This window comes from Cellulosimicrobium sp. GQ32 (assembly GCF_059758455.1).
Genome location: NZ_JCAXEP010000002.1, coordinates 407201 through 429031, shown reverse-complemented (window position 1 = coordinate 429031; position 21831 = coordinate 407201). Strand labels below are relative to the sequence as shown.

Below are 21831 nucleotides of genomic sequence, written 5' to 3'. Positions count from 1 at the left end.
GGGCGGCCTCTCGCGTCGTGCTCGTGGGCGATACTGGGATCGAACCAGTGACCTCTTCCGTGTCAGGGAAGCGCGCTACCGCTGCGCCAATCGCCCCAAAGGTGGTGCTGCTGCGAGGTGGAGATGGGATTCGAACCCACGTATACGGCTTTGCAGGCCGCTGCCTCGCCTCTCGGCCACTCCACCGCGACCTGCTCTCCGCCGCCGCGAGAGCGACAGAGAGTGGGCCTCCGAGCGGATGACGGGACTCGAACCCGCGACCCTCACCTTGGCAAGGTGATGCTCTACCAACTGAGCCACATCCGCGCGGCCGGACCGTGGAAGGTCTTGAGGAATCGCTTCCTGTTGCCCTCCGGCGTTCCGGCGCGTCCCAGACATTAGTCCACGTTCGCGCTCGGAGTCCAACCGGCGCCGTCCCGTGCACGCCCTGCGGGTCCCGGGCCGCTGCCGGGCGGTGCGCACGGGGTCGGTAGCGTGGTCCCGTGCCAGGACCTGGGAGAACGTCGTCGAGGCCGGGGCTCGCGCGCTTCGCCGGCCGCGCCGCCACCGGCGTGGTCGAGGTCGTCGACCTGTGGCGTGAGCCGGAGCGGCTCGCCGGCGAGGGCCCGTGGTTCGTCGTGGCGGACTTCGACGCCCCTGCTCACGGTGGCCGGGCGCGCGCCTGGCGGTTCACGGAGCGCGTCGACCCGGCCGAGCTCGCGCGCGAGGAGGGCGGCGGAGACACGTGGCGCGGCCCCGCGCCGTCCGACTGGACGAGCTCGATGGAGCGGGCTCGTTACGAGGCCGCGGTCGCGCGCGTGCGCGAGGAGGTCCGCGAGGGCCAGGTCTACCAGGCCAACGTCTGCCGGGTGCTGTCCGCCCCGCTCGTCGCCGCGGACGGGGGCGAGCCGGACGCCGTGGCCCTCAGGCGCCGTCTGGCCCGGGGGAACCCGGCGCCCTACGCGGGCGTCCTGCACGTCCCGGCGAGCTCCGGCGTCGACCCGGTGTGGGTCGTGACCGCGTCCCCCGAGCTCTACCTCCGCGTCGCGGGCGGGACGGTGACGTCCGGCCCCATCAAGGGCACCGCGCCGACCCCGGACGGGCTCACTGCCAAGGACCGCGCCGAGAACGTCATGATCACCGACCTCGTGCGCAACGACCTCCAGCGCGTGTGCGACCCGGGGACGGTCGAGGTCACCGACCTGCTCGTGGTCGAGCCGCACCCCGGCCTCGTCCACCTCGTGAGCACGGTCGCAGGCCGCCTGCGCCCCGGGCTGCGCGGCGCGGGAGCGCTGTGGCCGGCGCTGCTCGACGCGACGTTCCCGCCCGCGTCCGTGTCCGGCGCCCCGAAGTCGTCCGCGCTGCGGATCATCGACGCGCTCGAGCCCGTGCCGCGCGGCCCGTACTGCGGCGCGATCGGGTGGGTCGACGGAGACGAGGCGGTGCTCGCCGTCGGGATCCGGACGTTCTGGTGGTCCGACGGCGTGCTCCGGTTCGGCACCGGCGCCGGGATCACGTGGGGGAGCGACCCCGCGCGCGAGTGGGAGGAGACCGAGCTCAAGGCGCGGCGACTCGTCGGCCTCGCCTCCGGCACACTGGAGCCATGAGCACTCCTGCGGCCACGACGCCGACGTCCGACCGACCGTCCGAGAACCTCGTGATCTGGGCGGACGGGCGACTGGTCCGTCCGGGCGAGGAGGCCCTGAGCGCCGTGGACCACGGCCTGACGGTCGGGGACGGCGTGTTCGAGACGTGCGCGGTGTTCGACGGGCAGGCGTTCGCGCTCACCCGGCACCTGCGCCGGCTCGCGCGGTCCGCCGCCGGCCTCGGGCTCGACGCGCCGGACGAGCAGCGCGTGCTCGACGGCGTCACGGCCGTGCTCGCGGAGGCGGACGACAGGGCACGGGCGGGGGCGGGCGGCGTCGGGCGGCTGCGCATCACCGTGACCGCCGGTGTGGGTCCGCTCGGGTCCGGTCGGACACCGGGCGCGCAGACGGTCGTCGTCGCCGCGGGACCCGCGACCATCAGCCCCGCCGGGCGAGCCGTGCGCTCACCCTGGACGCGCAACGAGCGTTCGGCCGTCGCCGGGCTCAAGACGACGTCGTACGCCGAGAACGTCGTCGCGCTCGCCGACGCCGTCGCGAAGGGTGGCGACGAGGCGCTCCTGGCGAACACGGCGGGCGGCCTGTGCGAGGGCACGGGGGCGAACGTCTTCGTCGAGCGCGGGGGCGAGCTCGTCACCCCGCCGCTGACGTCGGGCTGCCTCGCCGGCATCACGCGCGAGCTGCTGCTCGAGTGGGCCGCGGAGGAGGGACTGCCGGTGCGCGAGGCCCGGCCCGGAGAGCTGCCGTTCGCGGTGCTCGACGAGGTGACCGCGGGGGACGCCGCCCTGCTCCTCACCGGTTCGGTCCGCAACGTCCAGCCCGTGACCTGGCTCGACGGTGTCGACGTGGCGGCCGGAGACCTGTCGCTCGCCGCGCGCGAGCTGTTCGAGCGGCGCCGTCGCGAGCGCCTGGACCCCTGATCGCGGCCGGTTTTTCGATCCGGTCCGTTTCAGGCTAGTATCGACCTCGCACTCGGGCGATTGGCGCAGTGGTAGCGCGCTTCGTTCACACCGAAGAGGTCACTGGTTCGAACCCAGTATCGCCCACCGAGATCGAGGCCCGGAACCGTCATGGTTCCGGGCCTTCGTCGTGTCCGGACCGAGCGGGAGCGCGGCCCGTCGTGCGCGTGGAGCAGGCGGAAGCCGCGCGAGCGGCGCCGCGCCCGTCGCTCGTCCCGCCACCGTTGCTGGGGACACCTGACCGTCGCACCGTCGAAGGAGGCGTGGCTCGACGCCGAGCGTGCCGCCGGGAGGCGTCTCGTCGCCGTCGAGCTCGCGGAGGGCGCGACGCCGTTGCCACGGATCGCGCCCGCACGCGTGCCGACGGTGCTGCTCGGGCACGAGCGCCACGGTGTGCCCGACGACGTCCTGGCGGGCGTCGACGAGTGCGTCGAGATCTTGATGGCGGGCGGGGGCGCGAGCCTCGACGTCGCCGTCGTGGGCAGCCTCGTGCTGTACCGGCCGACGGGCCTGGCGTGAGGTCGACCGGCCCGGCCCCGGCGTGCCCCTCACGGTCCGCACCCGCCGTCCGATGCGAGCGGTCGGCATCGCTCCTAGGGTTCCGAGCATGTCGAGCAGGGGGTCGTACGTCCTCGCGTCCGTGTCACGCACGGTGCGCACCGTCGAGCTGGTCGCCGCGTCGGGAGCGATGCGCCTGGCCGATCTGGCGTCGTGTCTCGGCGTGAGCCGCCCCGGGGCGTTCCGGATCGCGCAGACCCTGGTGGCGCACCGGTGGCTCGTGCAGGGTGCGGACCGCCGCTACCGGATCGGGCCTGCCGCACGAGCGGTCGCCGACGAGTCGCAGCGTCCGGGGGGCACGCCCGGCGGTTGAGAGCGGTGTCGTCTCGCCATGTGAGCGATGCCATCGACGGGACCGGGTGAATGTTCGCGACAAATCGTCCGCGCTTTCGGGGCAAAGTTCCGGTAATTGGCGGAAACGGGCACATCTGGACAGATGTCCAGTCTGCGAGCGCTCGGAGTGCCGTGCACGCTGCTCGCATGTTCTGGGTGACGGTCGGCTGGGTGCTGGTCGTCCTCGGTGCAGCGATCGCGGTGTTCCCTGCCGAGCGTGCGCGTCGGCGTGGTGCGACGGGTGCCGAGGGCCTCGCCATCGGGTGCGGCGGAGGACTCGCGCTCTGGGGTGCGGTCGTGGTGGTCGTCGTCTCGGTGCTCCAGCGACCGTGACGGCAGCCGGTCCTCCTCCTTGTGCAGGGGGCAGGGAGGCGGACCGGTCACCGCCGCAGGGCGGCGACGAGCCGCGCCGCCTCTGCCTCGATGCGGTCGAGCACCCGGCGGTAGACATCCTCCGGCCGCCCGTAAGGATCCTCGACGTCCGGCGCGTCGTGCTCCAGGTCGACGCTCGCGCGGGCGCGCGGCGCGCCCAGGACGACCTCGGCGAGCCGCGCGGCGTCCTCGGACCGGGCCGCGCCGGGTCCCAGCCGTTCCGCGATCACCGCGAGCTCGGTGAGGAGGAACGACCGCCGGAGCGCCGAGGGCGCGAGCTCGAGGACCGCGGCACGGTGGCGTCGCGTCATCGTGAGCACGACGTCCGCCGACCTCACCAGGCTCTCGGTGAGCGGGCGGGCGACGAAACCCGACGGGTCGAGACCGCGGTCCGACAGGAGGCCGGCCATGCTGGGCGCGACGGGAGCGCCGACCACGGCGCCCGTCCCGGCGCTCGTCACGACCACGGAGTCGTCCAGCGCGGAACCGAGCACGAGCTGTGCCGCAGGCGAGCGGCAGATGTTCCCGGTGCAGACGACGAGGACGGAGAGCACGCTTCAGACCTCCTTGCGACCGTGGGTCTGGGTAATGTAGCGCGAGCGGCGGCCCGCACCGGAGCCGTCGCACCGGGGGCGAGTCGCGGGGGGCGGCATGGTGCACGACGGATGGGGTCCACTCTGGTCAGGGGGAGCGACGCTGGTCGCGCCGCCCGAACGAACGGGGCCCGGCCACGAGGGTCCCGGGGCGCGGATGCCGCGCCGACGAGGGGCGTCGCGACGGCTGCGTAGACGCCTCGCCGTGGCCACCGGCGTCGTGCTCGTCGTGGTGCTGGCATGGTCCGCCTGGCTGGTCACGGACGTCCTGCGGGCGCGCGCCGCGCTGGAGGACGTGGCCTCGACCCTTCCCGAGCTCCAGGAGCAGGTACGGACGGGTCAGGACGCCGGGGCAGCGATCGAGGAGGTCCGGCTCGCCGCGGGGGTCGCGGCGTCCGCGACGCACGGGCCGCAGTGGACGGTGGCCCACGCGCTGCCCTTCGTCGGCGACGACGCACGAGCCCTCGGCGAGGTCACGGGCGCGGTGGAGCGGGTCGCCGAGGACGCGCTGCCGCGCCTCGCCGACGCGGTTGCCGTCGCGTCGCCGACGGCCCTCGCACCGTCAGGAGGAGCGGTCGACCTGGAGCCGCTCAGCCGCGCGCGCGACGACGTCGTCGCGGCCGACCGGGCCGTGACGGCGTCGTTCGAGACGGTCGCGGCGATCGACACGTCGGCGCTGGTCGGACCCCTGGCCTCCGCGGTGGACGACCTGCGCGAGCAGCTCGGCGGCGTCGCGTCCCAGACGGCCACGGCGGCGCGTGCGGTCCAGCTCGTCCCGCCGATGCTCGGTGCCGAGGGCGCGCGCGACTATCTCGTGCTGGTCCAGAACAACGCCGAGCCGCGTGCGACGGGCGGGATCGCCGGGTCGGTGCTCCACCTGCGGGCCGACTCGGGAGCGGTCGAGCTCCTCGACGTCCGCCCGGGCAGCGCGCTCGGTCCGTTCCCCGAGAGCGTGGTCGACCTGAGCGGCCCCGAGGCCGCGCTGTTCGGCGACGACCTCGGCAGGTACATGCTCAACGTCACGTCGACCCCCGACTTCCCGCGCGCCGCGCGGGTGGCGCGCGAGGCCTGGCTGCGAGAGACCGGCCAGGAGGTCGACGGGGTCGTCGCGGTCGACCCCGTCGCCCTCGCGAGCGTGCTCGGCGCGACCGGGCCGGTCGAGGTCGCGACCCCGGACGACGGGACGCTCCGGCTCACGGCGGACGACGCGGCGGGGTACCTGCTCAACGGCGTCTACATCGACCACGCGGACCCCGCGGAGCAGGACGCCGTGCTGGCACTCGTCGCCCGGCAGGTGCTCGACAGTCTGACCGCGGGGTCGGCCGACGCGGCGCCCCTCGTCGCCGCGCTCGCCGGGTCGGCGCAGGACGGTCGTGTGCTCGTGTGGTCCGCGCGGGCCGCGGAGCAGGACCTCCTCGCCGGCACGGTCCTCTCCGGCGAGCTCGTGGGCCGTCGCTCCGGACCGGCGGGCGGACCGTCGTCGCCCGTCGTCGGCGTCTACCTCAACGCGACGACCGCGTCCAAGAGCGGCTACTACCTCGACTCGAGCGTGGCCCTCGGTGACGCGACCTGCCGGCCCGACGGCTCCCAGGCCTTCACCCTGCGGGTCACGCTCACCTCCACGCTCACGGAGGCCGAGGCGGCACGGCTGCCGGAGTACGTGCTCGGTGCCGGAGGGGACGGCACGATCCGGACCAACCTGCTCGTCTACGCCCCGGAGGGCGGCGGGATCCGTGGCGCGTCCCCGGGGGACGCGGGGCGCGGGCTCTTCGCCCAGGTGCACGACGGGCTCGTCGTCGGAGCGCGGTCGGTGGCGGTCGCCCCGGGGGAGTCGGTGACGTACGAGTACGAGGTCGTGAGCGGCAAGAACCAGCGCGCAAGTGTTTCCGTGAGGAAAACTCCTGGTGTCAGGGACGAGAAGACCCCCCTCCCGGCTATCGGGTGCGGCGCAGGTGTGTTCTCCTGAGGGAGCACGGCGGGGGCACGTGCGAGGGACGGGCTCGACGACGCCGTCCGCACCGCCCCCGCACGAGTCGACGAACGCAGGGGGCCTTGACATGAAGCTTCGACGCGCAGCGACCACGCTGCTCCTCGCCGCGGCGCTCGCCGCGGCACCGGCCGTCGCGACCGCCTACGAGGCGGACGAGTACGAGGTGGGTGTCTCCACGACCACGCCCGTGATCGGCGAGACGTTCACCGTGACGGTCGGCGGCCCGGCGGGCAACCCGACGATCACGCTGACGATCTCGTCGCCCGACGTCCCCGACGGCGCCATCTCGATCGCCGGGACCAAGGCGCTGACCAAGAACACCACCGACGGCTTCGCGTCGTTCTCGGTGACGCTCTCCGAGCCGGGCACGTACTCGCTCGTCGCGACCGACGCGAACGGCACGGTGCTCTCCAGCCAGCAGATCGTCGCCGTCCCCGCCTCCGACGGGTCCGGCGGCACCGGCTCGGGGGGCGACTCGGCCGACGGCGCCGGTGACGCGACCTCGGGCGGGCTCGCCGAGACCGGGTCCGACGACGTGATGCTGCTCGGCGGTGCGGCGCTGCTCGTCGCGGGCGGCGCGGCGGTCGTCCTGGTCGCGCGCAGCCGGCGCCGGTCCGCGGGGACCAAGGGCTGAGGTCTTCCCGCCCTCGGGCGGGACCTTCTTGCCCAGCGGTCGCCACGCGACCGACCGTCGCCGCGACGATGACGTCCCGGTCCGCGACGGTGAGACCCGGCAGGCCGTCCGGCGACGGCGGCGCGCGCATGCCCCACGGGCGGCCGCGTCGTCGCCCACGGGCGACCTCCACCACGGACGTCGCAGGGGGCACCATGACGTTGGAGAAGGATCAGGACATCGACGCCGTCGACGTCGGCGGCACGGGACGGCAGGTCGCCACGCCGTCCTTCGACACCGGGCAGCTCGTCCGGATCGCGCTCGGCGCCTACCGGCGCCCGGGCTGGAAGACACGGCTCGCGCGGCGCGTCGCCGCCGTCGACGCGCTGGCCGTCGGTGCCGCCGTCGCGACGGCGTACCTCGTCCGGTTCGACGGGATCGACGGGACCGTGCTGGACCTCCAGTACGGCGCCATCTCGGTCGCGCTGCTCACGGTCTGGTGGTGCGCGCTGCGGGCGGCGTTCTCGCGCGACAGCCGCAGCCTGGGATCGGGTGCGCCGGAGTACGCGCGCGTGGTCAACACGACGGTCGCCGTGTTCGGCGTGGTCGCGATCGCCGCCTACCTCGTCCGGTACGACCTGGCCCGGGGGTACGTCGCCATCGCGCTGCCTGTCGGCCTGGTCCTCCTCCTGCTGGGGCGGTGGGCGGTCCGCCGCCGACTGGTCCACCTGCGTCGGCGCGGCCGTTGCCGGTCCCGGACGCTCGTCGTCGGCGGGCGCGACGGAGCCGCCCATCTCGTGGAGAGGCTGCGCGAGGCGGCGGACAGCGGCTACCAGGTCGTGGGTGCGTGCGTCCCGGGGGGTGCCGTCGAGCCGCACGAGACGGTGGCGGGCGTCCCGGTCGTCGGCGAGGTGGGGGACACCGCCCGCCTCGTCGAGCCGCTGCGGGCCGACACCGTGATGGTCACCGGGTCCGACCTCGTGACGCCCCGGACCGTCAAGCGGCTCGCGTGGGACCTCGAGCCCTGGGGGGCGGACCTCGTCCTCGCGCCGGCGCTGACCGACGTCGCGGGTCCGCGCATCCGGACCAGGCCCGTCGCCGGGCTGCCGCTCCTGCACGTCGAGGCGCCCGGGTACTCGGGCCCGCAGCACGTGCTCAAGCGCGCGTTCGACGTGGTCGGCGCGCTCGGGCTGCTCGCGCTCTTCTCGGTCCCGCTCCTCGTGACGGCGCTCGCAGTGCGCCTGACGAGCCGTGGTCCGGTCCTGTTCGCCCAGGAGCGGGTGGGGCTGCGCGGCGAGCCGTTCACGGTCCTCAAGTTCCGCTCGATGGTCGTCGACGCGGAGTCCCGGCTCGAGGACGTCCTCGGCGCGGGCAACGTGGGCGTGTTCTACAAGCCCAAGCAGGATCCCCGGGTCACCCGGGTGGGTGCGTTCATCCGCCGCTACTCGATCGACGAGCTCCCGCAGCTTCTCAACGTGCTCGGGGGTTCCATGAGCCTCGTCGGGCCGCGCCCGCAGGTCGCGCTCGAGGTCGACCAGTACGACGACGAGATCGGCCGGCGGCTGCTCGTCAAGCCCGGTCTGACGGGACTGTGGCAGGTCTCCGGCCGCAACAACCTCACGCTCGAGGAGAGCGTGCGGCTCGACCTCTACTACGTCGAGAACTGGACCATGACCGGGGACCTCCTCATCCTCCTGCGGACGCTCCGAGCGGTGGTGGGGCGTGACGGCGCGTACTGATCGTGGGGCGCCGTGATCGGCGCGTTCGCCTGGCTCACCGCCGGCCGGCTCGCGGCCGCGGCGCTGCAGGCGGTGACGTTCGGTGCGCTCGCCGTGCTCGTCGGGCCGAGCGAGCTGGGCGTCGTGGGGTCGGTCGTCGCCACGCTCACGGTCCTGCAGGCGGTCTGGGACCTCGGCCTCTCGACCTACCTCGTGCGGACGCGCGCCGAGGCCCCGGACGACGGGCGCGTGCGGTCGGCGGTCGTGCTCAACCGGCTGACGACGGGGCCGCTGCTCGCCTCGGCCGCGCTCGCGGGCTGGCTCGTCCTGGTCGTCCTCGGTGGTGGCAGCCTGGCCCCGGTCCTCCCGCTCGCCGTGTGGGCCGCCGCCGAGCGCAACGCCGAGACCGTCGCGGGCATCGCGATCGCCGACGGACGGGCGCCCCTCGCGACAGCCAACCTCGTGGTCCGCCGAGCGGTGGCCGCAGCGGGGTTCGCCGCGCTCTGCGCCGGAGGCATCGAGCCCGTCCTCGCGTACGGGTCGGCGATGGCGACGGGCTCGCTGCTCTCCGTCGTCTGGCTCAACGCGGCGAACCGCCGCCGGCTCCCGGGGGGCCGCCGGGCGCCGCTCGCCCAGGTGGTCCGCGAGGCGAGGCCCTTCTGGGTGAACACCGTCGCGGTGCAGGCGCGGAACCTGGACGTCCCGATCGTCGCCCTGACCGGCGGCACGACGGCCGGGGGCCTGTACTCGCTGGCGAGCCGGATGACCGTCCCGCTGCGGCTCGTCCCCACCTCGCTCGCCGTCGCGCTGCTCCCGCACGCGACGCGCGCGTCCGACACCGCCGCGCGTCGGCGCGTGCTGTCGCACCTCGCCTGGCTCGTGTCCGGCGTGGCCGCCGTCTACGTGCTGCTCGCGGCGTACGTCCCGGCGCTCGTCGAGGCGCTCCCCGTCCTGCACGAGTACCGCCCCGCCGTCCTCCCGGTGCAGATCATGCTCCTCGCGCTGCCGTTCGGCGCTGTCGCCTCGGTCTGCACGTCGCTCCTCCAGGCGTACGGCGACGCCGGGTTCGTCTCGCGTGCGGCGGTGACGATGTCGGCGGTCGCGCTCGTGGGGGCCGGGGTCGGGGCGCTGGTCGCGGGTGCGGCAGGGGCGGCCCTGGCCTACGGGGTGGCGCTCCTCCTCCAGGCGGCCCTGCTGGCCCGGAGGCTGATCGGGCACCACCGCGCGACACCGACCGTGCGCGCGACGCCGGTGAGCACCACCGAGCGGGCCGAGGAGGCGCGGCCATGACCGTCGTGGGCTTCTGCTCGATCCTGGCCCAGGAGGACAACCTGGGGGACGTCGTCATCCGGCAGGAGATGCTGCGCGTCCTGCGGGAGTGCTGCGACGAGGTCGTGGTGTTCGCGGGACGGGCGGGCCGGTCCTACCGGGCCTCGTACGACCTGGACGGGACGACCGTGGTCACGCGACCGTGGGGCTTCCAGGCGCGGCTCCTGCGGACCGTCGTGGGCCGCGAGCGCCCGCTCCTCGTCTTCGCGCCCGGGCCGGCACGTCTGGACGGGCGCCCCCGTGCGCTGCTCAAGAGCCTCGCCAACCTCGCCAACGTCGTGCTCGTACGCCTCGGTCGGGGCGAGTCGCTGACGCTCGGCCGTGCGGTGCGCGGCGACAGCCGGGCCGGTCGGTTCGTCGAGTCGGCCAGCGTCCGCCTGCAGTCCCTGTACGTGGCGCGCGACGAGGTGACCCGAGAGCTCCTGGGGCCGCGCGTCCGGGTCGGGCCGGACCTCGCCCTCGCGAGCGACGACGGCGCGTCGTCGTCGGGAGAGCGGAAGGACGCGATGGTGCTCTCGTTCCGCGGTGACCGGCCGGTCGACGAGGCGCTGGTCCGGGACGCGCTGGAGGCGGCGCGGCGCACCGGGACCCGCCCGGTGCTGGTGACCCAGGTCCGCCGTGACGGCGAGCAGCACGCCCGCCTCGCCCAGGTCCACGGGATCGACCACGTCGCGTGGGTCGGCGACCATCGTGAGCAGCTCGCCCGGGTGACCCGGGCGATGCTCTCGGCCCGGGTGGTGGTGAGCGACCGGCTCCACGCGCTGCTGCTCGGGGCCCGCAACGGGGCCGTCGTCGTGCCCGTGAGCACGCCGGCGAGCGACAAGCTGCCGACGACCCTCGCCGTGCTCCCCACGACGGAGCCGCCCGGCGGCGTCGGTGCGCACCTGGCACCGCTGGGCGACCCGGTCGCGGTCGACCGCCGGGCCGCCCGGGCGGCGGTCGACGAGGTGCGGGCGCTCGTCGTCGCGCGCGCCGAGGGACTGAAGGGTGGCTCCTGAGATGTCGCCGACCGTTCCTGTGCTGACCACCGTCCTCGGGGCGGTGCTCCTGCTCGCGCTCGGGGGGACTCGGCGCGGGGTGCTCGTCGGCCCGCTCGGCCTGTCGGTGTTCATGCTCGTCGCGATCTACGGGTTGCGCCCGTTGCTCATGATCGACCGTGCGGCCTACGACTTCTACGGTCTGCGGGTCACCGACGGGTTCCAGCAGGCGACGTGGGTGGGGCTGGTCGCCGTGGTCTCCCTCTTCGTGGGGTACGCGGCGCGCGCCGCGCGGCGCGCGCCGACGCCGGCGCGCGGGGTGGTCTCGCGCGACGACGACGGACGGGCCGGGGCGGCGGACGCCCTCGCACGCGTGCCGCTCTGGGGTGCCGCCGCGTTCTGCGTGGCGACGGTCCTGCTCTGGTTCGCGGCGATCGCCGCCTACGGTGGCGGCGCGGGCTTCCTGTCGCTCATGTTCTCGGGGCGGTCGGCCGCGGTCGACGCGCGGCTCGAGGGCATGCCGGCGATCGTCATGGCGCTGCCGGTCGTGGGCGCGCTGGCGCTCGCGGCGGTGCGCGTCGTGCGCGACCGGCGCGTGCGCCCCACGACCGGCGAGCACCTGCTCTACTGGGCTGCGGTGGCGTTCGCCGTCGTGCCGACCACCGCGCTCGGCACCCGGCGCTTCCTGCTCCCGGTGGTCCTCCTGGCCGTCGTCGCGGCGTCCGCGAGGGCGTGGGAGCGCCGGGTCCGGCCGAGTCACGTCGCCCTGGCGGTCGTCGGTCTCCTCGCGCTCGCGATCGTCCCGTTCGTGCGCAGCGCCGGTTCGCGCTCGGAGGGGGCGTCGTTGGGGACGGCGATGCAGGAGTTCTACGAGGTCGAGGGCACCCGGGGGGTCGCGGAGAGCTTCCTGCTGTCCTACGACACGGAGATGTTCTCCTACGTCGCGTACGCGGCGCCGCGCCTGGGCGGAGACCTGCCGGTCGGGTGGGGACGCGGGACCGTGCTGGAGCTGGTGCTCGCACCGCTGCCGGCAGGCGTCCTCAGCACGGAGACCTGGAGCAACGTGCGGCTGCGCGCCATGTTCGGCGGCTCGTGCGCCGAGTACCTGTGCCCCGTGCCGAGCCTGCCGGGCGCCCTCTACCTCGACTTCGCCTTCGCGGGGGTCGTGCTGGGCATGCTCGTCTTCGGGTGGTTCGTCCACGCGAGCCAGGCGGCCCTGCCCTCGGCGCGGGGCGCGAGGCTCGTCCTGACCCTCGGCTTCATCTCCTTCGTCCCGAACGTCGTCCGCGGCAACCCGGCCGCGCAGCTCGCCATCCTGGCGCAGGTCGTGGTCGTCACGATCGTCGGCCTCTGGTTGCTGCGGCTCCTCCTGGGCCCGGGACCGCCCCGGTCCCGCCACGCAGACCCGCCCGACGCGGGTGAGGCGGCCCCGCCGCCCCCGCCCCGAGTACCCGACCACCTGACGAAGGGTGTGCCATGAGAGAGAGCGCAGGCTTCTACCTCGCCGTGATGCCGCGCTACCGGCGCGCGTGCACGGAGATCGTCCGGGAGAGGTATCCCGGCGACCTCTCCGTGTGGGTGAGCGAGGCGCACCAGGACCCGAGCGTGCGGACCGACACGGGCGTCGGGTGGTACGAGCGGGTGCGCATGGTCCGGTTGCGCCGCCCCGCGGTCTTCCTCCAGGTGGGGCACTGGCGCGACGCGTGGCGCCAGGGCACGACCGTCATCGACCTGAACCCGCGCAGCCTGACCGCGTGGCTGCTGCTCGGTCTGCGGCGCGCGACGGGGCGACGGGTGCTGGTGTGGGGCCACGTGCACCCCCGGGCGGGGCAGGACGCGCGGACCGCGCCGGTGCGCCGCCTCATGCGCCGCCTCGCGCACGGCACGATCTCCTACACGGTCGCCGACGCCGCCGACGCGCGGGCCGAGCTGCCCGGCTCGCCGGTCTGGGTCGCGACGAACGCGCTCTACCCTCGCGACGCGATCCGGGTGTCCTCGGACGCGGGCGGTGTCCGGGACGAGCTCGTGTACGTCGGCCGGTTCGTCCGGGCCAAGAAGGTCGACCTGCTCGTGCGAGCGTTCGCCGCCGCGCACCGTCGGCGCGCCGGGATGCGACTCACCCTCGTCGGCGACGGCGAGCAGAAGCCCGAGCTGGAGCGGCTCGTCCGCGCCGAGGGGCTGGACGACGTGGTGACGTTCGCGGGATGGGTCGACGAGGTCGAGGAGCTCCGGGCGGTGTACGCGCGCGCCTTCGCGGCCGTCTCCCCGGGCTTCGCCGGTCTGTCCCTCACGCAGGCCGCGGGCTTCGGCGTGCCGACCCTCGTGTCGCGCGACGAGCCGCACTCGCCGGAGATCGAGCTGGCCGACCACGGTGCGGTCCGGTGGTTCCCGACCGACTCCGTGGAGGGCCTCGCGCACGCTGCGCTCGCCGCGTGGGACGAGCGGGAGCAGGTCCCCGACCGCGAGCTGTCCGCATGGGTCCGCGAGGCATACTCCGCGGAGTCGATGGCCCAGGGCCTGGTCGACGCGCTCGGTGCGAGCGTCGCACGGACGCAGGAGGTGGGGGTCGCGTGACGAGCGACACGACGCCGGTGTACGGCACCCGCACCCAGCTGTCCCCGCTCCTCGTGCGGCCGGTCCGCGCCGTCATGCGCCGCCTCGCGGTGCGGCAGCACGTGACCTACGGCCGGGGCCTGAGGCTCGGCCGGTTCGCGGTGGTCAGCGCGCCCCACCGGCTCGTCATCGGGGACGACGTGTCCATCGGCCCGTGGTCGATCGTCGAGGTCGACGGCGAGATCGGCGACTTCACGCTCATCGGCCAGGCGGTCCAGGTCGTCGGTCGCGACGATCACGCGTTCGACGAGGTGGGGACCCCGGTCTCCGAGTCGACGTGGTCCGGGGACCGGCCCGCGACGCCGCGCGACGCGGTGCGCATCGGGCGCGACGTGTGGGTCGGAGGGGGGTCGGTCGTGCTCAGCGGGGTCTCGATCGGGGAGGGCAGCATCGTGGGCGCGGGCTCGGTCGTCACCGAGGACGTCCCGCCGTACTCGATCGCCGTGGGCTCGCCCGCGCGGGTCGTGCGTCGACGCTTCGACGCCGCGGACGCGGCCCGGCACAGCAGGGCGCTCGACGAGCGAGCCCGGAGGAGGCAGCGATGACCCAGTGGGTCGACCGGTCAGAACCTGCGGCGCTCGGTGAGCGCCCGGCCCTCCCAGACGCGGCCGTCCGGCACCTGGCCGCGCACGACGGAGGCGGGGGCGACGAGCGCGGAGCGGCCGATGTCCGTACCGCCGAGCACGACGCAGCGCGCCGTCACCCAGGAGCCGTCACGGATCCGCACGGGGGCGGTGACGAGCCCCATGTCCGTGCGGTGCCGGTGGCTGCCCGTCGTGACGAAGGTGTCCTGGGAGACGACCACGTCGCGACCGACGTCCACGAGGTCCTGGTTGTGGAACCAGACGCCCTCCCCGATCCACGAGCCGTCGCCGACGCGCAGCTTCCACGGGAAGCGGACGCGGGTACGGGGTCGGATGATCACGCCCTCCCCGATGCGGGCGCCGAAGGCACGCAGCGCCGCGACGCGCAGGCGCGAGCTGATCTGCCAGGGGTTCGTCACGAGCAGCAGCTCGACGACGCCCCACAGGTACACGACGGCGGCGGGTCGGTCCCACGCCTGCCTCTCGCCCGGCGCCCGCCGCAGCGGGACGACGGGCACGTCGTGGTCGTTCCGGTCGGTCGTCAACACAGCCCCCGGGGTCGAGACGATCGGTCTGTCGCTGCCGACCCTACGGTGCCGAGGATGCGCGTGCTCGTGATCGGCGCGAACTACGCGCCTGAGCCGTCGGGCAACGCCCCGTACACGTCCGCCCTCGCGCGGCGGCTCGCGGAGCGCGGGCACGACGTCCGGGTCATCACCACCCACCCGCACTATCCGGAGTGGCGCGTGCGCGCCGGCTACGGCGCCTGGTCCTCCCGCGAGGTCGTCGACGGGGTACCGGTCCGGCGCCTGCGGCACTACGTGCCGCGCGTGCCGACACCCGGTCGCAGGCTGGCCGCCGAGACGTCGTTCGGGGTCCGCTCGGCCGCGGTGCGCTGGCCGGCGAGCGACGTCGTCCTGCTCGTCTCGCCGTCGCTCTTCGCGGCCGCCGCCGCCCTGGCCCGCGCACGGCTCTCGCGCGTCGTGGGACGCGAGCGCCGGGTCGTGCTCTGGACGCAGGACCTGTACTCCCTCGGGGTCGAGGAGACCGGGACCGCGACCGGTGCCGTCGCGCGGGTCGTCCAGGCCGTGGAGCGCGCGGTGACGCGCGGGTCCGACGCGGTCGTCGCGATCCACGACCGGTTCGCCGCACACCTCGTGCGCGTCCTGGGCGTGCCGGCGGAGCGCGTCACGACCGTTCGCAACTGGACCCACCTGCCGGAGCGCGCGCCCGTCGACCGCGCCGCTGCACGGCGCGCGCTGGGCTGGCGCGACGACGAGGTCGTCGTGCTCCACGCGGGCAACCAGGGCGCGAAGCAGGGGCTCGAGAACGTCGTCGAGGCCGGGCGGCTGGTCGACCGGCGCGGGCTGCGGGTCCGGTTCGTGCTGCTGGGCGACGGCAGCCGTCGCCGCGAGCTCGAGGCGGCGGCGGGCGGGGTCAGGTCGGTCCAGTTCGTCGACCCGCTGCCCGACGAGGGCTTCGTCGCGGCGATGGCGGCGGCCGACGTCCTCCTGGTCAACGAGCTGGCCGGGCTGTCGCAGATGTCCGTGCCGAGCAAGCTGACCTCCTACTTCGACGCCGGGCGGCCGGTGCTCGCCGCGACCGCCGCCGGGTCGACGACGGCCGAGGAGCTCGCGGCCGCCGGTGCGGGCCTGCGCGTCGAGCCGGAGGACCCGGGAGCGCTCGTCGACGCGGTCGTGCGGCTCGCGGACGACCCGGCCGGCGCGGACCGGCTCGGGGCGGCCGGGCGGCGGTACCGCCGCTCCGTCCTCTCCGAGGACGCGGCGGTGGCGCGCTTCGAGCGATGGCTGTCGCGATGGCGTGCGGGAGGGCCGGGGGACGAACCGCCCCGGCCCGTGCGGGACGACGAGGAGAGGGTGCTCACCGGTCCGGGTGGGCTCGCGGAGAGCAAGGGGGAGAAGGTATGACGAAGAAGGCACTGATCTCGGGGATCACGGGGCAGGACGGCTCGTACCTCGCGGAGCTCCTGCTCCGCAAGGGGTACGAGGTGCACGGGCTGATCCGCCGCGCCTCGACGTTCAACACGGCGCGGATCGACCACCTCTACCAGGACCCGCACGAGGAGGACGCGCGGCTGTTCCTGCACTACGCCGACCTCTCCGACGGCGCGCGCCTCGTGTCGCTCATCGCGCAGATCTGCCCGGACGAGGTGTACAACCTCGCGGCGCAGTCGCACGTCCGGGTCTCGTTCGACGAGCCCGAGCACACGGCGGACACCACCGGGACGGGGGCGATCCGCCTGCTCGAGGCGGTGCGTCTGGCGGGCGTGGAGACGCGCTACTACCAGGCGTCGTCGTCCGAGCTCTACGGCGCGACGCCGCCGCCGCAGAACGAGACGACGCCGTTCTACCCGCGGTCGCCCTACGCGGCCGCCAAGCTCTACGCGTACTGGATCACGAAGAACTATCGCGAGGCCTACGACATGTTCGCGGTCAACGGGATCCTCTTCAACCACGAGAGCCCGCGCCGCGGCGAGACGTTCGTGACCCGCAAGATCACGCGCGCCGTGGCGGCCATCCAGGCCGGTCGTCAGGAGCACCTGTACCTGGGCAACCTCGATGCGGTCCGCGACTGGGGGTACGCGGCCGAGTACGTCGAGGGCATGTGGCGCATGCTGCAGGCCGAGCAGCCGGACGACTACGTCCTCGCCACGGGGATCGGGCTGTCGGTGCGCGACTTCCTCCAGGAGGCGTTCGCCCACGCGGGGCTCGACTGGGAGCGGCACGTGCGGTTCGACGAGCGCTACCTGCGTCCGACGGAGGTCGACGCCCTCATCGGCGACCCCAGCAGGGCGCACGCCGACCTGGGGTGGAAGCCGACCGTCGACGGGCGCGAGCTCGCGCGCATCATGGTCGACGCGGACGTCGAGGCACTGGGCCACGCCGGGTCGCCGTGGATCGACAGGGTCGCTCTCGCGACGTGGGACGCGGCGTGACGACGCCCGACGAGCGCGACCTCGTCCGCCACGAACCGGCACCGCTCGACCGGGACGCCGTCTTCTACGTCGCCGGCCACCGCGGCCTGGTCGGTTCGGCGATCTGGCGCCGGCTGGAACGCGCGGGGTTCTCCCGGCTCGTGGGACGGACCTCCGCGGAGCTCGACCTCACCGACCGCGACGCGGTGCACGACTTCTTCCGTGCGCACCGCCCGCGCTACGTCGTCCTCGCGGCGGCGAAGGTCGGCGGGATCATGGCGAACGCGGCGTACCCCGTCGACTTCCTCAGCGAGAACGTCCGCATCCAGGCGAACGTCCTCGACGCGGCGCGGACGACCGAGGTCGAGCGGCTGCTGTTCCTGGGCTCGTCGTGTATCTACCCGCGGCTCGCGCCGCAGCCCATCGTCGAGGACGCGCTGCTGACGGGGCCCCTCGAGCCGACCAACGACGCCTACGCCATCGCGAAGATCACCGGCATCCTGCACGTCCAGGCGGTCCGCCGCCAGGACGGGCTGCCGTGGATCTCGGCCATGCCGACGAACCTCTACGGCCCCGGTGACAACTTCTCGCCGACCGGCTCGCACGTGCTGCCCGCGCTGATCCGGCGCTACGACGAGGCCGTACGGACCGGTGCCCGGGAGGTGACGAACTGGGGGACGGGGTCGCCACGGCGAGAGTTCCTGCACAGCGACGACATGGCGGACGCGTGCCTGCACCTCCTGGAGCACTACGACGGCCCCGTCCAGGTCAACGTCGGTACCGGGCAGGACGTCACCGTCCGCGAGCTCGCCGAGACGGTCGCCGACGTCGTCGGGTACGACGGCGCGACGCACTGGGACACGTCGAGGCCGGACGGCACGCCGCAGAAGCTGCTCGACGTGTCCAGGCTGCGCGCGAGCGGCTGGGAGGCGAGCACCGGTCTGCGCGAGGGGATCGAGCGCACCGTGGTGTGGTACCGCGAGCAGGCCGGAAGGGTCCGCGCGTGACCCCGGTGCGGGCGGAGACGCCGCCCAGGCTCGCGACGTGCGGTGCCCTGTGCGAGATTGAGGCGGTCGTGGGTGGACGCTCAGGGGGAGCGGCCCGGTGAGGGGGACGACGATGGAGCTCAGGGACTACCTCGTCCTGCTGCGCAAGAGGTGGGTCACGATCGTGGTCGCCGGTGCGCTCGGGCTGGCGATAGCGGGTGCGTACTCGCTCCTGACCACGCCGACGTACTCCGCGCGGTCCCAGGTGTACGTGTCGGTGCAGGGCTCCGACTCCACCACGGACCTGCTCCAGGGGTCGAACTTCACCGTGCGCCAGGTCAAGTCGTACATCGAGCTCGTGACGAGCCCGCGGGTCCTGGACCCGGTGGTCGAGGAGCTGGGCCTCGCGGACGACGCCGGCTCGCTCGCGCAGCGCGTCCGCGCCGACTCCCCGCTCGACACGGCGCTCATCAACGTCACCGCGACGGACGAGTCCCCGCAGCTCGCGGCCGAGATCGCCAACGCGACGGCCCGGTCTCTCGCGTCGGTCGTGGGTGAGCTCGAGACCCCGACCGGGGGCGGGGACTCGCCGGTGCAGATCAGCACCGTCCGGGCGGCGACCGTGCCGACCTCCGCCGCGTCGCCGAACGTCCGGCTCAACCTGGCGCTGGGGCTGGTCGTCGGCCTCGTGCTCGGCGTTGCGGTGGCGGTCGTGCGCGAGCTCCTGGACACGCGCGTCCGGTCGACGGCCGACGTCGAGGACGTGACGGACGCGCCCGTGCTCGGGGTCATCGGGTACGAGGAGGACGCCCCGCAGCACCCGCTCATCGTGCAGGAGTCGCCGAAGGCGATCCGGGCCGAGTCGTTCCGCCGGCTACGCACCAACCTGCAGTTCCTCGAGCTCGGACCTGCCGCCCGCACGTACGTCATGACGTCGGCCCTGCCGGGCGAGGGCAAGACGACGACGAGCATCAACCTGGCGATCACCCTCGCGGACGCGGGCCAGCGCGTGGTCCTCGTCGACGCGGACCTCCGCCGACCCTCCGTCGCGCGGTACATGGGGATCGAGGGATCGGTCGGGCTCACCACGGTCCTCATCGGCAAGGTCGAGCTCGAGGACGCCGTGCAGCCGTGGGGCAACGGCAACCTCGACGTGATCGCCGCGGGGCAGGTGCCGCCGAACCCGAGCGAGCTGCTCGGCGCCGCCCCGATGGCCGACCTGCTCGACCGGCTCCGGACGGAGTACGACGCGATCGTGATCGACACCCCTCCGCTGCTCCCGGTCACCGATGCGGCGGTCCTCGCGAGGGCCGTGGGGGGCGCCATCCTCGTCGTCGGGGCGGGGACCGTGCACCGCAACCAGCTCGAGACCGCCCTCTCGGCGCTCGGCACGGTCGGCGTGCGGATGCTCGGGGTGGTCGTGAACCGGGTACCCGTGAAGGGTCCGGGCGCGCACGAGTACGGGTACTACGAGTACGTGGCGGAGACCGGCCCGCCCACCCGGTCGGGGCGTCCCGCCGACCGCAAGGGGCGGGCGCACCAGCACGCGCGTCGGCCCGCGCCCGCGCCGGGAGGTGGCGGGACGCCGGGGAGCGAGGGCGCTCCGCCCCCGCCGCCTCCGGTCGCGGACCGGGGGTTCCCGGCCGCGGTGCCGTCCGGGCCCGTCCGGTCGTTCGACGACGTCGTGGTACCGCGCAAGAAGTAGGACAGCGGTCGGTTCGTGCCCGCAGCTGTCGGCCACGACCGCGCCGACAGGGTGACGGCCGACGTTCGAGCAGGGGGAGCACATGAGGATCTCGGTGATCGGTTGCGGCTACCTGGGGGCGGTGCACGCGGCGTGCATGGCGACGCTGGGCCACGAGGTGGTCGGGGTGGACGTCGACGCACGGAAGGTCGGCGCGCTGCGCGACGGGCGGGCGCCGTTCTACGAGCCAGGGCTCGACGGGCTGCTCGCGGAGGCGAGCGCCTCCGGACGGCTCACCTTCACGACCGACCCCGCCGCGGCGGCCGACGCCGAGGTCCACTTCGTGTGCGTGGGGACGCCCCAGCGCGCCGACTCGTACGCCGCCGACCTGTCGGCCGTCGACGCCGCCTTCCAGACCCTCGTGCCGCACCTCGCGACGGACGCGGTCGTCGTCGGCAAGTCGACCGTCCCCGTGGGCACGGCCGCGCGGCTCGCGGACGAGCTCGCCGCCGTCCACCCCACCGCGACGCTCGTCTGGAACCCCGAGTTCCTGCGCGAGGGGTTCGCCGTCCAGGACACGTTGCGGCCGGACCGGCTCGTCTACGGCGTGCCCGACGACGCGGCGGGCGCTCGTGCCGTCGACGTGCTCGACGCGGTCTACGCCGCAGCCCTCGGCGACGGCACGCCGCGGCTCGTGGTCGACCGGGCGACGGCCGAGCTCGTCAAGGTCGCGGCGAACTCCTTCCTCGCGACGAAGATCTCGTTCATCAACGCGATGGCAGAGCTGTGCGAGGTCGCCGGGGGAGACGTGACGCTCCTGGCCGATGCGATCGGCCTCGACGAGCGCATCGGTCGGCGCTTCCTCAACGCCGGGCTCGGGTTCGGCGGCGGGTGCCTGCCGAAGGACATCCGCGCGTTCATGGCACGGGCCGAGGAGCTGCACGCCGACCCCGCCGTGAGCTTCCTGCGGGAGGTCGACTCGATCAACCTGCGCCGGCGCGAGCGCATGGTCGACCTCACGGTCGGCGTCCTCGACGGCCGCCCGCTGGCGGGGGCGCGGATCGCGGTGCTGGGCGCGGCCTTCAAGCCGGACAGCGACGACGTCCGCGACTCGCCGGCGCTCGACGTCGCGGAGCGCCTGCACCACCGGAGCGCGCGCGTCGTCGTCACCGACCCGCGAGCGCTCGCCAACGCGCGCGCCAAGGCCCCGGCCCTGGGCTTCGCCGAGACGGTCGAGGAGGCGGTGGACGGTGTGGACGCCGTGCTGGTCCTCACCGAGTGGCAGGAGTACCGGGAGCTGGACCCGGGCAAGCTGTACGGACTCGTGGCGGCGGCGCGCGTCGTCGACGGCCGGAACGCGCTCGACGCGACCGCGTGGCGCGACGCGGGCTGGACGTATCGCGCGCTCGGCCGGCGGTGAACGGCGTGCCGGCGGCGCGCGTCGGTTCCGGGCGCCGCGCCGGTGCGCGCAGGCTCGGGGTGCTGGTGATCACGCTCGCGAGCCTGTTCGTCGGGGCGTGCGCGCCGAGCCACGACGGTGGGCACGGGGCTCCGAGCGCCGCCGACCTCCCGCCGACACAGCAGCGGGAGCCCACGGAGTACGCCGCCCGGCTGCTGGCAGCGACGCAGGAGGAACGCGACGAGGCGGGGGTTCCCCGGCTGGAGGAGAGCGGCTGCGCGACCGAGGCGGCGCTCTCGCGTGCCACGGCGCTCGTGGGAGCCCCGCTCGAGCACGCACCGCTCGACGACGTCGTCATGGCGTGCCGGCCGGCCGGCGGCACGGCGGCCGAGAACCTCAGCCGTGCCGATGCCGAGCCGGAGGCCGTCGTCGACGCGTGGATGGCGTCCCACGGACACCGTGCGAACCTCCTCGACCACGCGCTGACGTCCGTGGGGGTCGCGTGCGTCGCGGACGCCTCGGAGGGCGCCGGAGGCCTCGTCTGCGCGCAGGTGTTCCTCGGCTGACGACGGTCTCCGCCCCGGCACCCTTGACCCGTCGCGACG

General features: G+C 74.5%; 21 protein-coding genes and 4 tRNA genes. 20 read left to right on the top strand and 5 right to left on the bottom strand.

Going from position 1 to position 21831, the window contains the following annotated elements; translation table 11 throughout:
- Window positions 1-24: 24 nt before the first annotated feature.
- From AC6CH9_RS05700 to AC6CH9_RS05690, 3 genes are all read right to left on the bottom strand, one after another.
- Window positions 25-96: transfer RNA gene (locus tag AC6CH9_RS05700), tRNA-Val, on the bottom strand.
- Between the two features lie 19 nt (window positions 97-115).
- Window positions 116-186 (bottom strand) — tRNA-Cys (locus AC6CH9_RS05695).
- Window positions 187-233: 47 nt separating this feature from the next.
- Window positions 234-306, bottom strand: a tRNA-Gly gene (locus tag AC6CH9_RS05690).
- A gap of 176 nt (window positions 307-482) precedes the next feature.
- Here AC6CH9_RS05690 and AC6CH9_RS05685 point away from each other — a divergent pair.
- From AC6CH9_RS05685 to AC6CH9_RS05660, 6 genes are all read left to right on the top strand, one after another.
- On the top strand, window positions 483-1586 hold the full coding sequence (locus AC6CH9_RS05685) for a chorismate-binding protein (protein WP_498154033.1): 1104 nt from the start codon (window positions 483-485) through the stop codon (window positions 1584-1586).
- The gene (locus AC6CH9_RS05680) at window positions 1583-2503 is read left to right on the top strand and encodes an aminotransferase class IV (protein ID WP_498154032.1); all 921 of its coding nucleotides are present in this window, start codon (window positions 1583-1585) and stop codon (window positions 2501-2503) included. Before AC6CH9_RS05685 ends, AC6CH9_RS05680 begins: the two co-directional genes overlap by 4 nt.
- A gap of 54 nt (window positions 2504-2557) precedes the next feature.
- A tRNA-Val gene (locus AC6CH9_RS05675) sits at window positions 2558-2629 on the top strand.
- Between the two features lie 24 nt (window positions 2630-2653).
- Window positions 2654-3061, top strand: coding sequence for a TrmH family RNA methyltransferase (locus AC6CH9_RS05670; protein ID WP_498154031.1), 408 nt, complete (start codon window positions 2654-2656; stop codon window positions 3059-3061).
- Between the two features lie 88 nt (window positions 3062-3149).
- On the top strand, window positions 3150-3413 hold the full coding sequence (locus AC6CH9_RS05665) for a helix-turn-helix domain-containing protein (protein WP_197088828.1): 264 nt from the start codon (window positions 3150-3152) through the stop codon (window positions 3411-3413).
- A 167-nt stretch (window positions 3414-3580) separates the two neighbouring features.
- Entirely contained in the window at window positions 3581-3766 is a 186-nt protein-coding gene (locus tag AC6CH9_RS05660; RefSeq protein WP_498154030.1) for a hypothetical protein, read from the top strand.
- Between the two features lie 47 nt (window positions 3767-3813).
- Here the strand turns inward: AC6CH9_RS05660 and AC6CH9_RS05655 are convergent, their stop codons facing one another.
- Window positions 3814-4359: an arsenate reductase/protein-tyrosine-phosphatase family protein gene (locus AC6CH9_RS05655; RefSeq protein WP_498154029.1), complete on the bottom strand. Its 546-nt coding sequence runs from the start codon at window positions 4357-4359 to the stop codon at window positions 3814-3816.
- A gap of 244 nt (window positions 4360-4603) precedes the next feature.
- On the opposite strand from AC6CH9_RS05655, the gene AC6CH9_RS05650 reads away from it, so the two are divergent.
- From AC6CH9_RS05650 to AC6CH9_RS05615, 8 genes are all read left to right on the top strand, one after another.
- On the top strand, window positions 4604-6364 hold the full coding sequence (locus tag AC6CH9_RS05650) for a DUF4012 domain-containing protein (protein ID WP_498154028.1): 1761 nt from the start codon (window positions 4604-4606) through the stop codon (window positions 6362-6364).
- Window positions 6365-6455: 91 nt separating this feature from the next.
- Complete coding sequence (locus tag AC6CH9_RS05645; protein ID WP_498154027.1) at window positions 6456-7022, top strand: peptidase; 567 nt, start codon at window positions 6456-6458, stop codon at window positions 7020-7022.
- A gap of 194 nt (window positions 7023-7216) precedes the next feature.
- Window positions 7217-8740 (top strand): sugar transferase, encoded by a 1524-nt coding sequence (locus AC6CH9_RS05640; protein WP_498154026.1) that lies wholly within the window; start codon window positions 7217-7219, stop codon window positions 8738-8740.
- 12 nt (window positions 8741-8752) lie between these two features.
- Complete coding sequence (locus AC6CH9_RS05635; RefSeq protein WP_498154025.1) at window positions 8753-10009, top strand: lipopolysaccharide biosynthesis protein; 1257 nt, start codon at window positions 8753-8755, stop codon at window positions 10007-10009.
- Window positions 10006-11046: a polysaccharide pyruvyl transferase family protein gene (locus AC6CH9_RS05630; protein WP_498154024.1), complete on the top strand. Its 1041-nt coding sequence runs from the start codon at window positions 10006-10008 to the stop codon at window positions 11044-11046. The genes AC6CH9_RS05635 and AC6CH9_RS05630 overlap by 4 nt, the downstream gene beginning before the upstream one ends.
- A gap of 19 nt (window positions 11047-11065) precedes the next feature.
- Entirely contained in the window at window positions 11066-12505 is a 1440-nt protein-coding gene (locus AC6CH9_RS05625) for a hypothetical protein (RefSeq protein WP_498154023.1), read from the top strand.
- Window positions 12502-13599 carry a glycosyltransferase family 4 protein gene (locus AC6CH9_RS05620; protein WP_498154022.1) on the top strand — a complete coding sequence of 366 codons (1098 nt, stop codon included), beginning with the start codon at window positions 12502-12504 and terminating at the stop codon, window positions 13597-13599. The genes AC6CH9_RS05625 and AC6CH9_RS05620 overlap by 4 nt, the downstream gene beginning before the upstream one ends.
- Window positions 13596-14183 (top strand): acyltransferase, encoded by a 588-nt coding sequence (locus AC6CH9_RS05615; protein ID WP_498154021.1) that lies wholly within the window; start codon window positions 13596-13598, stop codon window positions 14181-14183. The genes AC6CH9_RS05620 and AC6CH9_RS05615 overlap by 4 nt, the downstream gene beginning before the upstream one ends.
- Before the next feature lie 17 nt (window positions 14184-14200).
- Here the strand turns inward: AC6CH9_RS05615 and AC6CH9_RS05610 are convergent, their stop codons facing one another.
- Entirely contained in the window at window positions 14201-14740 is a 540-nt protein-coding gene (locus AC6CH9_RS05610; RefSeq protein ID WP_498154020.1) for an LbetaH domain-containing protein, read from the bottom strand.
- Window positions 14741-14824: 84 nt separating this feature from the next.
- On the opposite strand from AC6CH9_RS05610, the gene AC6CH9_RS05605 reads away from it, so the two are divergent.
- From AC6CH9_RS05605 to AC6CH9_RS05580, 6 genes are all read left to right on the top strand, one after another.
- Window positions 14825-16150 carry a glycosyltransferase gene (locus tag AC6CH9_RS05605; RefSeq protein ID WP_498154019.1) on the top strand — a complete coding sequence of 442 codons (1326 nt, stop codon included), beginning with the start codon at window positions 14825-14827 and terminating at the stop codon, window positions 16148-16150.
- On the top strand, window positions 16147-17178 hold the full coding sequence (gmd, locus tag AC6CH9_RS05600; protein ID WP_498154018.1) for a GDP-mannose 4,6-dehydratase: 1032 nt from the start codon (window positions 16147-16149) through the stop codon (window positions 17176-17178). Before AC6CH9_RS05605 ends, gmd begins: the two co-directional genes overlap by 4 nt.
- Window positions 17175-18164: a GDP-L-fucose synthase family protein gene (locus AC6CH9_RS05595; protein ID WP_498154017.1), complete on the top strand. Its 990-nt coding sequence runs from the start codon at window positions 17175-17177 to the stop codon at window positions 18162-18164. Before gmd ends, AC6CH9_RS05595 begins: the two co-directional genes overlap by 4 nt.
- Window positions 18165-18276: 112 nt before the next feature.
- Window positions 18277-19848, top strand: a complete 1572-nt coding sequence (locus tag AC6CH9_RS05590) for a tyrosine-protein kinase domain-containing protein (protein WP_498154016.1) — start codon at window positions 18277-18279, stop codon at window positions 19846-19848.
- An 82-nt stretch (window positions 19849-19930) separates the two neighbouring features.
- Window positions 19931-21247: a UDP-glucose dehydrogenase family protein gene (locus AC6CH9_RS05585; protein WP_498154015.1), complete on the top strand. Its 1317-nt coding sequence runs from the start codon at window positions 19931-19933 to the stop codon at window positions 21245-21247.
- A gap of 5 nt (window positions 21248-21252) precedes the next feature.
- The gene (locus AC6CH9_RS05580) at window positions 21253-21792 is read left to right on the top strand and encodes a CAP domain-containing protein (protein ID WP_498154014.1); all 540 of its coding nucleotides are present in this window, start codon (window positions 21253-21255) and stop codon (window positions 21790-21792) included.
- Window positions 21793-21831: the final 39 nt, after the last annotated feature.

Coding starts and splice junctions, on each gene's coding strand:
- AC6CH9_RS05680 (WP_498154032.1), top strand. CDS start 1,583: ATGAGCACTCCTGCGGCCACGACGCCGACGTCCGACCGACCGTCCGAG.
- AC6CH9_RS05670 (WP_498154031.1), top strand. CDS start 2,654: ATGGTTCCGGGCCTTCGTCGTGTCCGGACCGAGCGGGAGCGCGGCCCG.
- AC6CH9_RS05665 (WP_197088828.1), top strand. CDS start 3,150: ATGTCGAGCAGGGGGTCGTACGTCCTCGCGTCCGTGTCACGCACGGTG.
- AC6CH9_RS05660 (WP_498154030.1), top strand. CDS start 3,581: ATGTTCTGGGTGACGGTCGGCTGGGTGCTGGTCGTCCTCGGTGCAGCG.
- AC6CH9_RS05645 (WP_498154027.1), top strand. CDS start 6,456: ATGAAGCTTCGACGCGCAGCGACCACGCTGCTCCTCGCCGCGGCGCTC.
- AC6CH9_RS05640 (WP_498154026.1), top strand. CDS start 7,217: ATGACGTTGGAGAAGGATCAGGACATCGACGCCGTCGACGTCGGCGGC.
- AC6CH9_RS05630 (WP_498154024.1), top strand. CDS start 10,006: ATGACCGTCGTGGGCTTCTGCTCGATCCTGGCCCAGGAGGACAACCTG.
- AC6CH9_RS05620 (WP_498154022.1), top strand. CDS start 12,502: ATGAGAGAGAGCGCAGGCTTCTACCTCGCCGTGATGCCGCGCTACCGG.
- AC6CH9_RS05605 (WP_498154019.1), top strand. CDS start 14,825: ATGCGCGTGCTCGTGATCGGCGCGAACTACGCGCCTGAGCCGTCGGGC.
- gmd (WP_498154018.1), top strand. CDS start 16,147: ATGACGAAGAAGGCACTGATCTCGGGGATCACGGGGCAGGACGGCTCG.
- AC6CH9_RS05590 (WP_498154016.1), top strand. CDS start 18,277: ATGGAGCTCAGGGACTACCTCGTCCTGCTGCGCAAGAGGTGGGTCACG.
- AC6CH9_RS05585 (WP_498154015.1), top strand. CDS start 19,931: ATGAGGATCTCGGTGATCGGTTGCGGCTACCTGGGGGCGGTGCACGCG.